General features: G+C 74.1%; 8 protein-coding genes and 1 pseudogene. 8 read left to right on the top strand and 1 reads right to left on the bottom strand.

What is annotated here, in order from left to right:
* Nucleotides 1–23 precede the first annotated feature (23 nt).
* Nucleotides 24–1,577: an aminopeptidase P family protein gene (locus DNL40_RS00860; RefSeq protein ID WP_111249347.1), complete on the top strand. Its 1,554-nt coding sequence runs from the start codon at nt 24–26 to the stop codon at nt 1,575–1,577.
* 111 nt (nt 1,578–1,688) lie between these two features.
* Here the strand turns inward: DNL40_RS00860 and DNL40_RS00855 are convergent, their stop codons facing one another.
* On the bottom strand, nt 1,689–2,528 hold the full coding sequence (locus DNL40_RS00855) for a YflT domain-containing protein (protein WP_111249346.1): 840 nt from the start codon (nt 2,526–2,528) through the stop codon (nt 1,689–1,691).
* A 129-nt stretch (nt 2,529–2,657) separates the two neighbouring features.
* Here DNL40_RS00855 and DNL40_RS00850 point away from each other — a divergent pair, with 129 nt between their 5' ends.
* The 7 genes and pseudogenes from DNL40_RS00850 to galK all read left to right on the top strand — a co-directional run bounded on the left by DNL40_RS00850 (nt 2,658) and on the right by galK (nt 12,673).
* Complete coding sequence (locus tag DNL40_RS00850) at nt 2,658–3,953, top strand: magnesium transporter MgtE N-terminal domain-containing protein (protein WP_111249345.1); 1,296 nt, start codon at nt 2,658–2,660, stop codon at nt 3,951–3,953.
* A complete protein-coding gene (locus DNL40_RS00845) occupies nt 3,946–4,536 on the top strand; it encodes a DUF1003 domain-containing protein (protein ID WP_111249344.1) in 591 nt (196 codons plus the stop codon). Before DNL40_RS00850 ends, DNL40_RS00845 begins: the two co-directional genes overlap by 8 nt.
* A 9-nt stretch (nt 4,537–4,545) precedes the next feature.
* Complete coding sequence (locus DNL40_RS00840; protein WP_111249343.1) at nt 4,546–5,706, top strand: Mrp/NBP35 family ATP-binding protein; 1,161 nt, start codon at nt 4,546–4,548, stop codon at nt 5,704–5,706.
* A gap of 426 nt (nt 5,707–6,132) precedes the next feature.
* The gene (gene betT, locus DNL40_RS00835; protein ID WP_245885549.1) at nt 6,133–8,130 is read left to right on the top strand and encodes a choline BCCT transporter BetT; all 1,998 of its coding nucleotides are present in this window, start codon (nt 6,133–6,135) and stop codon (nt 8,128–8,130) included.
* Between the two features lie 14 nt (nt 8,131–8,144).
* Complete coding sequence (locus DNL40_RS00830) at nt 8,145–9,632, top strand: aldehyde dehydrogenase family protein (protein WP_111249341.1); 1,488 nt, start codon at nt 8,145–8,147, stop codon at nt 9,630–9,632.
* Nucleotides 9,633–9,641: 9 nt separating this feature from the next.
* Nucleotides 9,642–11,198 (top strand): annotated as a pseudogene (locus tag DNL40_RS00825) (GMC family oxidoreductase); the annotation flags it as partial.
* A 188-nt stretch (nt 11,199–11,386) separates the two neighbouring features.
* Nucleotides 11,387–12,673 carry a galactokinase gene (gene galK / locus DNL40_RS00820; RefSeq protein ID WP_111249339.1) on the top strand — a complete coding sequence of 429 codons (1,287 nt, stop codon included), beginning with the start codon at nt 11,387–11,389 and terminating at the stop codon, nt 12,671–12,673.
* Nucleotides 12,674–12,821 lie beyond the last annotated feature (148 nt).

The following is a 12,821-nucleotide window of genomic DNA, read 5'->3' as shown; positions in this document are numbered from 1 at the left end:
CCCCGGGTGCGAGACTGGGACGCATGACCGACGACATCACCACGCCCGAGACCGAGCCCGCCGAGACCGCGAAGCCCTCTCAGGCGCCCAGCGACCACCGCAACCGGCCGAGCTCCAAGGCGTTCGTCGAGTTCATCACCTCCCGCTGGGCCCCGCGCGCCGACCTCCACGTCGAGCCGTCGCCGGCCGTGCCCTTCACCGCCGAGCGGCGCGCACGCCTCTCCGCCTCCTTCCGCGGCGCCCGGCTCGTGATCCCCGCCGGATCGCTCAAGACCCGCTCGAACGACACCGACTACCGGTTCCGCCCCCACTCGGCCTTCGCGCACCTGACCGGGTTCGGCACCGACCACGAGCCCGACGCCGTGCTGGTCATGCACCCCGTGCGCGACGGCGAGGGCGACGACGGCTCCGGCCACCACGCGGTGCTCTACGTGCGCCCCCTCGCCGCCCGCGACACCGAGGAGTTCTACGCCGACTCCCGCTACGGCGAGTTCTGGGTGGGCGCCCGCCCCTCGCTGGACGACGTCACCACGCAGACCGGCATCGAGGCCCGCCACGTCGACGAGCTGCGCGACGCCCTGGCCAAGGACGTCGGGGCCGGCGTGACCCTGCTGGTCGTGACCGGCGCCGACGAGAGCGTGGAGACTCTCGTCGAGGCCATCCGTGCCGAGGCCGGGGTGGAGGACGCCGAGACCGGCGAGCTCACCGACGAGGCGCTCGTCGTGACCACCAGCGAGCTGCGCCTGATCAAGGACGCGCTCGAGATCGAGCACATGCGCGAGGCGGTGGACCGCACCATCGAGGGCTTCGCCGAGGTGGTCCGCGCGCTGCCCCGCGCCGTCGCGCACCGCCGGGGCGAGCGCGTCGTGGAGACCACGTTCGACGCCCACGCCCGCCTGGAGGGCAACGCCGTCGGGTACGAGACCATCGCGGCCGCCGGCGAGCACGCCACCACGCTGCACTGGATCACCAACGACGGGCAGGTGCGCCCCGGCGAGCTGCTGCTGCTCGACGCCGGCGTGGAGGTCGACTCCCTCTACACCGCCGACGTCACCCGCACCCTGCCCGTGGACGGCACCTTCACCGACGTGCAGCGCCGCGTGTACCAGGCGGTGCTCGACGCCGCCGACGCCGCGTTCGCCGTCGCCCGGCCCGGCACGCGCTTCCGCGACCTGCACGCCGCCGCCATGGAGGTCATCGCAGCCCGGCTCGAGGAGTGGGGCCTGCTGCCCGACGGCGTCACGGCCGAGGTGGCGCTGACGCCCGAGGGGCAGCAGCACCGCCGCTGGATGGTGCACGGCACCTCCCACCACCTCGGGCTCGACGTGCACGACTGCGCGCAGGCCCGCCGCGAGCTCTACCAGGACGCCGTGCTGGAGCCGGGCATGGTGTTCACCATCGAGCCCGGCCTGTACTTCAAGGCGGACGACCTCGCGGTGCCGGAGGAGTACCGCGGGATCGGCGTGCGCATCGAGGACGACGTGCTGGTCACGGCGGACGGCCACGAGAACCTCTCGGCCGCTCTGCCCCGCGACCCGGACGCCGTCGAGGCGTGGATGGCGTCGCTGCGCGGCTGAGGCGCTCCCCCCCCCCGCCGCCTGTACGGCAGAAGGTCCCTGGTCCGGCAGATCGGTCTGCCGGACCAGGGACCTTCTGCCGGACGGGCGAGAGCCGGCGCGAGCGCGGTCTCAGCCCTGGGGGCGCGGGTCGTCGTCCGCCGGCGGGCGCGGCGAGGCCGACGGCGGGGCGTACGGGTCCGCGGGAGGCGCCTGCGGGGCGGGCCGGTCGCCGCTCGACGGGGGCTGCGTGGCGCCGTAGCGGGGCGCCTGGTCAGGCGTGCTCCCGGAGGACGGGTCGGGTGTCTGCGCCGGCTGGCCGGGCTGGCCCGCAGCACCCGCACCCGCACCCGCACCCGCACCCGCACCCGCACCCGGCAGCATCGCGCCGTAGCGCGGCTCGCCCGTCGGGGTCGTCCAGCGCGGGTCGGGCGCGCGGGGCGCGGGCGGGGCGGCGGGCGCCGCAGCCTGGCGCGCCTTGCCCAGCCCGCTGGGCGAGCGCATGAGCATCTGCCGCGCCTCGCCGGCGGCCTCGGCGGTGCACAGGATGGCGTAGGTGGCGGCCACGATCTGGGACTGGGACGTGAAGTCGCGCCGGCCGCCGGTGAACGCGTAGGACAGCACGGAGAAGAGGAGGCCGAACCCGGCACCGAGCGCGACGGCGATGAAGATGACGCCGTTGGCGACCCCGCCCCCGCCGAACAGGGACAGCAGCAGGCCCACGAAGAGGCCGAACCACGCGCCGGACATGGCGCCCGCGAGCGCCACCCGGCCGTAGGTGAGGCGGCCGGTGACGCGCTCGACCATCTTGAGGTCGGTGCCGACGATCGTGACGTTCTCGACGGGGAACTTGTTGTCGGAGAGGTAGTCGACGGCCTGCTGCGCCTCGAGATAGGTCTCGTAGGCGGCGACCTCGTCCCCCTTCGGGGGCGTGGGCACGCGGGGCACCGGCTGGGGTCGCGAGAAGCTCATCTGCCCAGTCTGGCGCAAGCCACCCCCGGTCACCACCAGGTCGGGCGGGTGTCGTGGCCTGTCGTGCCTGCGCGGGGCGCCGGACGCGCGTCCGGGTCATGGTCCGGGGGCACGCGTAGGCTGACCTGCGTGAGCGCCGGAACCCGAGTCTTCGTGGCACGCCTCGCCGGGACCCAGGTCTTCGACCCGATCGGTGACCTGGTGGGGCGGGTGCGCGACGTCGTCGTCCTCGTGCGGGCCAAGGGCGCACCGCGCGTGGTGGGCCTGGTGGTGGAGGTGCCGGGGCGCAGACGCGTGTTCCTGCCGATGACGCGGGTGACGAGCATCGACGCCGGCCAGGTGATCTCGACGGGTCTGCTGAACATGCGGCGGTTCGAGCAGCGGGCGATGGAGTCGTTGGTGCTGGGCGAGCTGCTGGACCGCACGGTGCGGTTCAAGGACGGCTCGGGCGAGGCCACGGTCGAGGACCTGGCGATCGCGCGGCAGCGCAACGGCGACTGGCTGGTGGACCAGCTGTTCGTGCGGCGCCGCCAGGCGGGCAAGTCCACCCTGGGCATCCGGCGCCGGGGTGCGACGCTCGTGGTGGGCATCGACGCGGTGACGGGGCTGGCGGCGGCCGAGCAGGAGCAGGGCGCGGCCCGGCTGCTGGAGGCGTACGAGGACATGCGCCCGGCGGACCTCGCGGACGTGCTGCACGAGCTGGGCGGCACGCGCCGGCTGGAGGTGGCCACGGCGCTGGACAACGAGCGGCTCGCGGACGTGCTGGAGGAGCTGCCGGAGGACGACCAGGTGGCGATCCTCTCGGGCCTGGACCGGGACCGTGCGGCGGACGTGCTCGAGGCGATGCAGCCGGACGACGCGGCGGACCTGCTGCACGAGCTGCCGGACGCGCAGGCGGCGCAGCTGCTGGAGCTGATGGAGCCCGAGGAGGCGGAGGACGTGCGCCGCCTGCTGGCGTACGGCGAGGACACGGCCGGTGGTCTGATGACGACGGAGCCGGTGATCCTGGGGCCGGAGACGACGATCGCGACGGCGCTGGCCCAGATCCGCAAGCAGGACCTTCCGCCGGCGCTGGCGTCGATGGTGTTCGTGGTGCGGCCTCCGCTGGAGGTGCCGACGGGCCGGTTCCTGGGGGTGGCGCACTTCCAGCGGCTGCTGCGGGAGCCTCCGCACGCGGCGGTGGGCTCGGTGCTGGAGACGGACACGGAGTGGCTGACGCCGGACGCCCCGCTGGGCCGGGTGACGCGCCTGCTGGCGGCGTACGACCTGCTGGCGCTGCCGGTGCTGGACGAGGAGAAGCGGCTGCTGGGCGCGGTGTCGGTGGACGACGTGCTGGACCACATCCTCCCGGACGACTGGCGCGAGTCGGACGACGAGAGCATCGACGAGGCTCCGACGAGCGGGACGGAGGCGACCCGTGGCTGACCGCCTCGACACGCCGAAGGAGGCGCGCCGCCAGCTGGTGCCGCGTCTGGAGCTGGACCAGGACGCGGTGGGCAAGGCCACCGAGGGCATCGCCCGGTTCTTGGGCACGCCGCGGTTCCTCATCTACCTGACGGTGTTCTGCGCGCTGTGGCTGGGGTGGAACGCGTGGGGCCCGGAGCACCTGCGCTTCGACTCGGCGGAGTTCGGGTTCACGGCGCTGACGCTGATGCTGTCGCTGCAGGCGTCGTACGCGGCGCCGCTGATCCTGCTGGCGCAGAACCGGCAGGACGACCGTGACCGGGTGATGGCGGAGCAGGACCGGCAGCGGGGCGAGCGCAACCTGGCCGACACGGAGTACCTGGCCCGGGAGATGGCGGCGCTGCGCCTGGCGCTCTCGGAGGTGGCGACCCGCGACTTCGTGCGATCGGAGCTGCGCAACCTGCTGGAGGAGCTGGAGGAGCAGCGCGAGGCGGAGCGGGCCGAGCAGGAGCGGGCCGAGCAGGAGCGCGCTGACCAGGAGCGGTCCCAGCGCGTGACCTCTGTGGACGGCTCCGCGGACCGCGCGGCGTCCGACCACGCCTAGGATCAAGGTATGACCACACTCGCCGACAGGGTCCGCGAGGCCCTCACCACCGTCGTCGACCCGGAGATCCGCCGGCCCATCACGGAGCTGGGCATGGTGCGGTCGGTCGACGTGGAGGACGCCGCCGACGGCGCGCACGTGCGCGTGGGCGTGGACCTGACGGTGGCGACCTGCCCGATGCGCAGCACGCTCGTGGAGAACGTCACCGCGGCGGTCCGGGGGGTCGACGGCGTGGCGGGGGCCGCGGTGGACCTGGGGGTGATGACGCCGGAGCAGCGCCAGGAGCTGCGCACCATGCTGCGGGGCGGCACGGGCGACCCGGTGATCCCGTTCTCCCAGCCGGGGTCCCTCACCAAGGTGTACGCGATCGCGTCGGGCAAGGGCGGGGTGGGCAAGTCGTCCGTGACGGCGAACCTGGCGGTGGCGCTGGCCGCCGAGGGCCTGAACGTGGGCGTGGTGGACGCCGACATCTACGGTTTCTCGATCCCTCGCATGCTGGGCGTGGACAGGCAGCCGACCCGCGTGGACTCGATGCTGCTGCCGCCGGTGGCGCACGGCGTCAAGGTCGTCTCGATCGGCATGTTCGTACCGGCCGGGCAGCCGGTGGTGTGGCGCGGTCCGATGCTGCACCGGGCGCTGGAGCAGTTCCTGGCGGACGTGTTCTGGGGCGACCTGGACGTGCTGCTCCTGGACCTGCCCCCGGGGACGGGCGACATCGCCATCTCGGTGGCGCAGCTGTTGCCGGGCAGCGAGATCGTGGTGGTGACGACGCCGCAGGCGGCCGCCGCGGAGGTGGCGGAGCGCGCCGGCTCGATCGCGTTGCAGACGCACCAGGGCGTGGTGGGCGTGGTGGAGAACATGTCGTGGCTGGAGCAGCCGGACGGCACGCGCCTGCAGGTGTTCGGCGAGGGCGGCGGCGAGCGGGTGGCCCGGTCGCTCGGCTCGGCGCTGGGCACGCAGGTGCCCGTGCTGGGCCAGGTGCCGCTGGACCCTGCGGTCCGCGAGGGGGGCGACGACGGGGCTCCGGTGGTGCTCTCGGCACCGGGCTCTCCCGGGGCCCGGGTGCTGCGCGACGTCGCGCGCTCGCTGGCACGGCGCTCGCGCGGCCTGGCGGGCATGCGCCTGGGCCTGACGCCGGTCTCGTCCCGCGAGGAGCGCCCCGCCCCCTGATCGGGCACAGTGTGTGGTCGTACCACCTGATCAGGCACAGTGTGGTGGTCGTACCACGAAAAGGTCAAGGCCGCTTGGCGATCTGATGACCTGAGGGCTAGTGTCGCTCGTCGTCATCGTGCTTGTCCCCGGGCATTCCCATGCCATCTCCCCACGATGCAGGGACGTTCGGGCACCGATCGATCGAGGCCACGCCAAGCATCGGTCGAGCACGCCGCTCGACGTTGGGACTGCATGAGCCCTGTGACCCGAGCGCGCTCCGGCGCGCCGACACCCGATCGCCCCGACCCCGAGGGAGCCGTCGAGGCGCCCGGCGCCCCCGTGCGGGCGGCAGCGGCACCCGGTCCCGCGAGCCCGCGCCCCGGCCGGACGGCACCCGGGAGCCCACCGGGGACGGCACCTGGCGCACGACGCACCAACGTCGTGGTGCTCACCGCGTCCGCAGCCCTGATCCTCGCGGTGGCGCTCGCCACGATCGTCCGGCCGTCCCAGGCGGAGGAGGTGCTCGGCTCAGCGGTCACGTGGATCTCCGACGCGTTCGGCTGGTACTACTTCCTCGCCGCCACGGCGTTCCTCGTGTTCGTCGTGGTGGTGGCCACGTCCCGGGTGGGCAGGGTCAAGCTCGGCCCGGAGCAGTCGCGGCCCCAGTTCGGGCTGTTCACGCGGGCGGCGATGCTGTTCGCCGCGGGCATCGGCACGGACCTGATGTTCTACTCCGTCGCCGAGCCCGCCGCCCAGTACCTGGCCCCACCGGTGGGCGACGGGGAGACGGTCTCCGCCGCCCGCGAGGCCGTCGTCTGGACGCTCTTCCACTACGGCGTCATCGGCTGGGGCATGTACGCCCTCATGGGGATGGCGCTCGCCTACTTCGCGTACCGCCGGGACATGCCGTTGAGCATCCGCTCGGTGCTGCACCCCCTGTTCGGCGACCGCGTGTGGGGGCGGCTGGGCGACGTCGTGGACGTGGCCGCCGTGGTCGCCACGATCTTCGGCCTGGCCACGACGCTCGGCATCGGCGTCTCGATGCTCAACCGCGGGCTGGACGACCTGCTCGGCATCCCCGAGGGCGTGGGCGCCCAGGTGGCCCTGCTCGCCCTGGCCGTGGTGGTCGCGGCGCTCTCGGCCGTCTCCGGCGTGCAGCGCGGTCTGCGGCGCCTGTCGGAGCTGACGGTCGTGCTGGCCCTGGCGCTGCTGGCGTTCGTGCTCGTCACGGGCCGCACCACGTTCCTGCTCGACGGCCTGGTCATGAACGTGGGCGACTACGTGACGATGCTGCCGGGCATGTCCCTGGACACGATGGCGTACTCCGACGTCGCCGAGTGGAAGAACGCGTGGACGATCTTCTTCTGGGCATGGTGGGTGGCGTGGGCGCCGTTCGTGGGCCTGTTCCTGGCGCGCATCTCCCGCGGCCGCACCGTCCGCCAGTTCGTCGTGGGCACCCTCACCCTGCCGTTCGTGTTCGTGCTGCTGTGGGTGTCGGTGTTCGGCAACAGCGCCATCGACCGGATCCGGGGCGGAGGCGAGGCGGGCACGGCGTTCGGCGCCGCCGCGGTGGACGACCCGGCGTCGGGCCTGTTCGCCCTCCTGGACCAGCACCCGTGGGCACCGGCCACGATCGCCGTCGCCATCGTGACCGGCCTGCTGTTCTACGTGACGTCGGCCGACTCGGGCGCGCTCGTGCTGGCCAACCTGACCACCCGGGTGCACCGGGCGGGCGACGACGGCCCGCCGTGGCTGCGGATCTTCTGGGCCGTGGCCACCGGCCTGCTGACCCTCGGGATGCTGCTGGCCGGCGGCATCGCCACCCTGCAGGGCGGCACGATCATCATGGGCCTGCCGTTCTCCTTCGTGCTGATCGGCGTCATGCTGGGCCTCTACCGGGCGCTGCGCGCCGAGGGGCACAAGGCCGCCTCCCTGCACGCCGTGCTGCCCACCAGCCTGCCGGGCCCCGCCGGGACGGCCGGCGGGCAGGGCTGGCGACGCCGCCTGACCCGCCTCATGTCGTTCCCCGGCCCGCGCCAGGCCCGGCGGTTCCTCGACGACGTCGGCCGCCCGGCCCTCGCAGAGGTGGCGGCCGAGCTGGAGCGCCAGGGTCTGGACGTGGCCCGCGAGGACCTGCCGGCCGACGGCGTCGACCTGCCGTGCCTGGCCCTGACCGTGGGCCTGGGCGACGACGCACCGTTCCGCTACCGCCTGCACCCCGTGCTGGCGCCCACCCCGGTGTTCGCGCACGGGGTCCCCCACCCCGCCGACACGTACGTGCGCATCGAGGTGCACCTGACCGAGGGCACCCAGGGCTACGACGTGACCGGCTGCACCAAGGACGAGCTCATCGTGGACGTCCTCGACCAGTACGAGCGCCACCTGCACTTCCTGCACGTCACCGCGGACCCGCTGACCTCGACCGCACCGGTCGAGGCCTGAACCGAGGGAGCACCATGACCGAACCCACGACGCTCTACGTCGACGGCACCTGGCGGGCGGCCGCCGAGGGCGGCACCCGCGAGATCCGGTGCCCGGCCGACGGCTCGCTCGTCGGCACCGTCAGCGAGGCCACGGCCGCCGACACCGAGCGCGCGATCGCCGCCGCACGCCGTGCGTTCGACGACGGCCCCTGGCGGGCCACGAGCGGCTTCGAGCGGGGCGACCTGCTGCTGCGCGTGGCCGACCTGCTGACGGCCCGCAAGGAGGACTTCGCGCGCGCCGAGTCGCTCGACACCGGAAAGCGGATCGTCGAGTCGCGCATCGACATGGACGACATCGCCGCGTGCTTCCGCTACTTCGGCAAGCTCGCGGGCCACGACGCCGGCCGTGTGGTCGACGCGGGCGACCGGGACGTGCTCAGCAGGGTCGAGCACGAGCCCGTGGGCGTGTGCGGGCTCATCGCGCCCTGGAACTACCCGCTGCTGCAGGCGGCGTGGAAGGTGGCTCCGGCCCTGGCGGCGGGGAACACGTTCGTGCTCAAGCCGTCGGAGCTGACGCCGCACACGGCGATCCTCCTCATGGACGTGCTGACCGAGGCGGGCGTCCCCGCGGGCGTGGCGAACCTGGTGACGGGGGCCGGCCCCGAGGCCGGCGCCCCGCTGTCCAGCCACCCCGACGTCGACATGGTGTCGTTCACCGGCGGCCTGGACACCGGCCGCACGATCGCGGGCGCCGCCGCGGCCACGGTCAAGAAGGTGGCCCTGGAGCTGGGCGGCAAGAACCCCAACGTGGTGTTCGCCGACGCCGACCTCGACGCGGCCGTCGACAACGCCCTCAACGCCGCGTTCGTGCACTCGGGCCAGGTGTGCTCGGCCGGGGCGCGGCTGGTGGTCGAGGAGTCGGTCCACGACCGGTTCGTCGACGAGCTGGTGCGCCGCGCGGAGCAGATCCGGCTGGGCGGGCCGTTCGACGAGCACGCCGAGACGGGGCCGCTGATCTCGGCCGCCCACCGCGACAAGGTGAGCGCTTACGTGGAGCAGGCCGTCGCGGACGGTGCCGAGCTGCGCTGCGGCGGGCGCTGGGGCGAGGGCGAGCTGGCGCAGGGCTTCTACTACCTGCCCACGGTGCTCGACCGTGTGCGCCGCGGCACGGCGGCGGTCAAGGACGAGGCGTTCGGTCCCGTCGTCACCGTCGAGACGTTCCGCACCGAGGACGAGGCCGTCGAGATCGCCAACGACACCCACTACGGCCTGGCGGGCGCCGTCTGGACGCAGGACGCCGGCCGCGCCCAGCGGGTGGCCCGCCGCCTGCGGCACGGCACGGTGTGGATCAACGACTTCCACCCCTACCTGCCGCAGGCCGAGTGGGGCGGGTTCGGCCGTTCCGGGTTCGGCCGGGAGCTGGGCCCCACCGGTCTGGCCGAGTACCAGGAGGCCAAGCACATCTACCAGAACCTCCGCCCGGCCGTGACCGGCTGGTTCCCGCAGCACCGACGCGCCTGAAGGAGCACCGTGACCGACACCTACGACTACCTCGTCATCGGCGGCGGGTCCGCCGGCGCGGCCGTGGCGGCGCGCCTGTCCGAGGACCCGGACGTCACCGTGGCGCTGCTGGAGGCCGGCCCCTCCGACGTCGGCGACGAGGCGATCCTGCGGCTGGACCGCTGGATGCACCTGCTGGAGTCCGGCTACGACTGGGACTACCCGATCGAGCCCCAGGAGCGGGGCAACTCGTTCATGCGCCAGGCGCGCGCCCGCGTGCTGGGCGGCTGCTCCTCGCACAACTCGTGCATCGCGTTCCACCCGCCGGCCGAGGACCTCGACCAGTGGGCGGCCCTGGGGGCAACCGGGTGGGAGGCCGAGCGGTCCCTGCCCTACGTCAAGAGGCTCGAGAACAACGACCAGCCCGGCGACCACCACGGGCACGACGGGCCCGTGCGGCTGCGCCAGGTGCCGCCGTCGGACCCGTGCGGCGTCGCGCTGCTGGACGCCTGCGAGCAGGCGGGCATCCCGCGCGTGCGGTTCAACGACGGCACCACCGTGGTCGAGGGCGCCGCGTTCTTCCAGATCAACGCGCACGAGGACGGCACCCGGGCCTCCTCCTCCGTGAGCTATCTGCACCCGGTGCTGGGGCGCGAGAACCTGACGGTCCTCACGGACCACCAGGTCGAACGGATCACGTTCGACGACGACCTGCGGGCCACGGGCGTCGACGTGCGCAGCGGGCTCTTCCGCACCGTGCACCTGGCGGCGCGCCGGGAGGTGGTGCTGTCGGCGGGAGCGATCGACTCGCCGAAGCTGCTCATGCTCTCGGGCGTCGGCCCGGCCGAGCACCTGCGCGAGGTGGGCGTCGAGGTGCTCGTGGACTCCCCCGGCGTCGGCAGCCACATGCAGGACCACCCGGAGGGCGTCATCTCGTGGGAGGCGCTGCAGCCGATGCCCACGACGTCCACCCAGTGGTGGGAGATCGGCATCTTCGCGCGGACCGCGCAGGCCGTGGCGCGCGGCGACGACCGGCCCGACCTGATGTTCCACTACGGGTCGGTGCCGTTCGACATGCACACGGCCCGGCAGGGCTACCCCACCTCCCCGAACGCGTTCTGCCTGACGCCGAACGTCACGCACGCCCGCTCGCGCGGCACCGTGCGGCTGCGCTCGCGCGACTTCCGGGACAAGCCCAAGGTGGACCCCCGCTACTTCACCGACCCGCACGACATGGAGGTCATGGTGGAGGGCATCAAGCTGGCCCGGCAGATCGTGGCCCAGCCCGCGATGGCCGCCTGGGCCGGGCGGGAGCTGTTCCCCGGCCCGGACGTGCGGACGGACGAGGAGATCGCGGACTACGTGCGCCGCACCCACAACACGGTGTACCACCCGACGGGCTCGGTGCGGATGGGCGCACCGGACGACCCGGCATCGCCGCTCGACCCCCAGCTGCGCGTCAAGGGCGTCACCGGGCTGCGGGTTGCCGACGCGTCGGTGATGCCCGAGATCACGACCGTGAACCCCAACATCACGGTGATGATGATCGGCGAGCGCTGCGCCGACCTCCTCAAGCAGGAGCGGGCGGCCCGGGCGCAGGACGACGCTCGCGACGAGAGGCGGGCCGCACCCGCTGCCGTGACGCAGCCCCTGCCGGTCGTCTGAGCCACGGCCCGGCACCCTCCGGGGTGCCGGGCCGTGCCCGCTCCGGCGGGCGGCCAGGTCCACCCGCCGTGCGTGCACGAGGCGGCGCTGCCAGTCGGGATACTGGGTGCATGCCTGAGACGACTGACGGGCGCCCCGCCGCGCCCCTGTGGCTCCCCGCCTGGACCGCCGAGGAGGGCGCGCAGCGGGTGCGCGACCTGTTCGACCGCACCTTCGACGGACCGGCGCCGGACGGCGTATGGTCCGCGCCCGGACGGGTCAACGTGATCGGGGAGCACACGGACTACAACGCGGGCGTCTGCCTGCCGACAGCGCTGCCGCACCGCACGTACGTGGCGCTGCGCCGGCGGGACGACGACGTGGTGCGCATCGCCTCGGCGCAGACGTCGGAGCCGTGGCGGGTTCGGCTGGCCGACGTCGCCCCGGGCGCCGTGGAGGGCTGGGGCTCGTACGTGGCCGGCGTGGCGTGGGCGCTGCGCGAGGCGGGGCACGCGGTCGGCGGGTTCGACGCCGTCGTGGACTCGTGCGTGCCGTTCGGGGCCTCGCTGTCCAGCTCCGCGGCCCTCGAGTGCGCCTTCGCGGTGGCTCTCGACGACGTGTTCGGGCTGGGGCTGGGGGGCGACGACGCCGGACGCACGCAGCTGGTGGCCGCCTGCATCCGGGCGGAGAACGAGATCGCGGGCGCGGCCACGGGCGGGCTGGACCAGTCCGCCGCCCTCCTGTGCCGGGCGGGCTCGGCGCTCCTGCTGGACTTCCGGCCGGGCCTGGCGCCGCAGGAGCACGCGGTGCCGACGCCGTTCGACCTGGCGACCGCCGGCCTGACCCTCCTCGTGATCGACACCCGGGCCCCCCACCAGCTCGTGGACGGCCAGTACGCGGCGCGGCGCACGTCGTGCGAGCAGGCGGCGAGCATCCTGGGCGTCCCCACGCTGCGGGACGTCACGCCGGAGGGGCTCAAGGACGCCCTGACCGCCCTGGCCGAGCACGACGAGGACGGCGTGCTGCGCCGCCGGGTGCGCCACGTGGTGACGGAGACGGCCCGCGCCGCCGAGCTCGCGGAGCTGGTGCGCGGCGGGCTCGGCGCCGACGGCAGCCCCGACGCGGCGGTGGTGGCCCGCGCCGGGGCCCTCATGACCGCCTCGCACGCCTCGTTGCGCGACGACTACGAGGTGACGGTGCGGGAGACGGACCTGTCGGTCGACACCAGCCTGGCCGCCGGCGCGATCGGTGCGCGGATGACCGGTGGCGGGTTCGGCGGGTCGACGATCGCGCTCGTCCGGGCCGACGCCGTCGAGGACGTGGCTGCGGCGGTGCGCGCCGCCTTCGCCGACGCCGGCCTGGCCGCGCCGGCGTTCCTGCAGGCACCGCCGTCGGCGTCCGCCGGTCGCGACGCCTGAACGGCACCCTCCGCACGGCGGGCTCGCCGGGGCGCCGACGGGCGCCCCGGCGGGTGAACTTCGCCCGGATCGCCGGAAATCGCCCCGGGGCGCACCTGCTAGTACGTTTCGCGTAGTACCGTGCGCCACGAAGGACACCGACCGCACC

The sequence above is a fragment of the Xylanimonas oleitrophica genome (assembly GCF_003244315.1).
GTDB classification, from domain to species: Bacteria; Actinomycetota; Actinomycetes; order Actinomycetales; family Cellulomonadaceae; genus Xylanimonas_A; species Xylanimonas_A oleitrophica.
The sequence above is the reverse complement of the archived record's forward strand: the minus strand, read 5'-3'. Positions and strand labels throughout refer to the sequence as shown.

What these genes read in the sequence shown, in the direction of transcription:
- DNL40_RS00860 (WP_111249347.1), top strand. Translation starts at nt 24, where the DNA reads ATGACCGACGACATCACCACGCCCGAGACCGAGCCCGCCGAGACCGCG.
- DNL40_RS00840 (WP_111249343.1), top strand. Translation starts at nt 4,546, where the DNA reads ATGACCACACTCGCCGACAGGGTCCGCGAGGCCCTCACCACCGTCGTC.
- DNL40_RS00830 (WP_111249341.1), top strand. Translation starts at nt 8,145, where the DNA reads ATGACCGAACCCACGACGCTCTACGTCGACGGCACCTGGCGGGCGGCC.
- galK (WP_111249339.1), top strand. Translation starts at nt 11,387, where the DNA reads ATGCCTGAGACGACTGACGGGCGCCCCGCCGCGCCCCTGTGGCTCCCC.
- DNL40_RS00855 (WP_111249346.1), bottom strand. Translation starts at nt 2,528, where the DNA reads ATGAGCTTCTCGCGACCCCAGCCGGTGCCCCGCGTGCCCACGCCCCCG.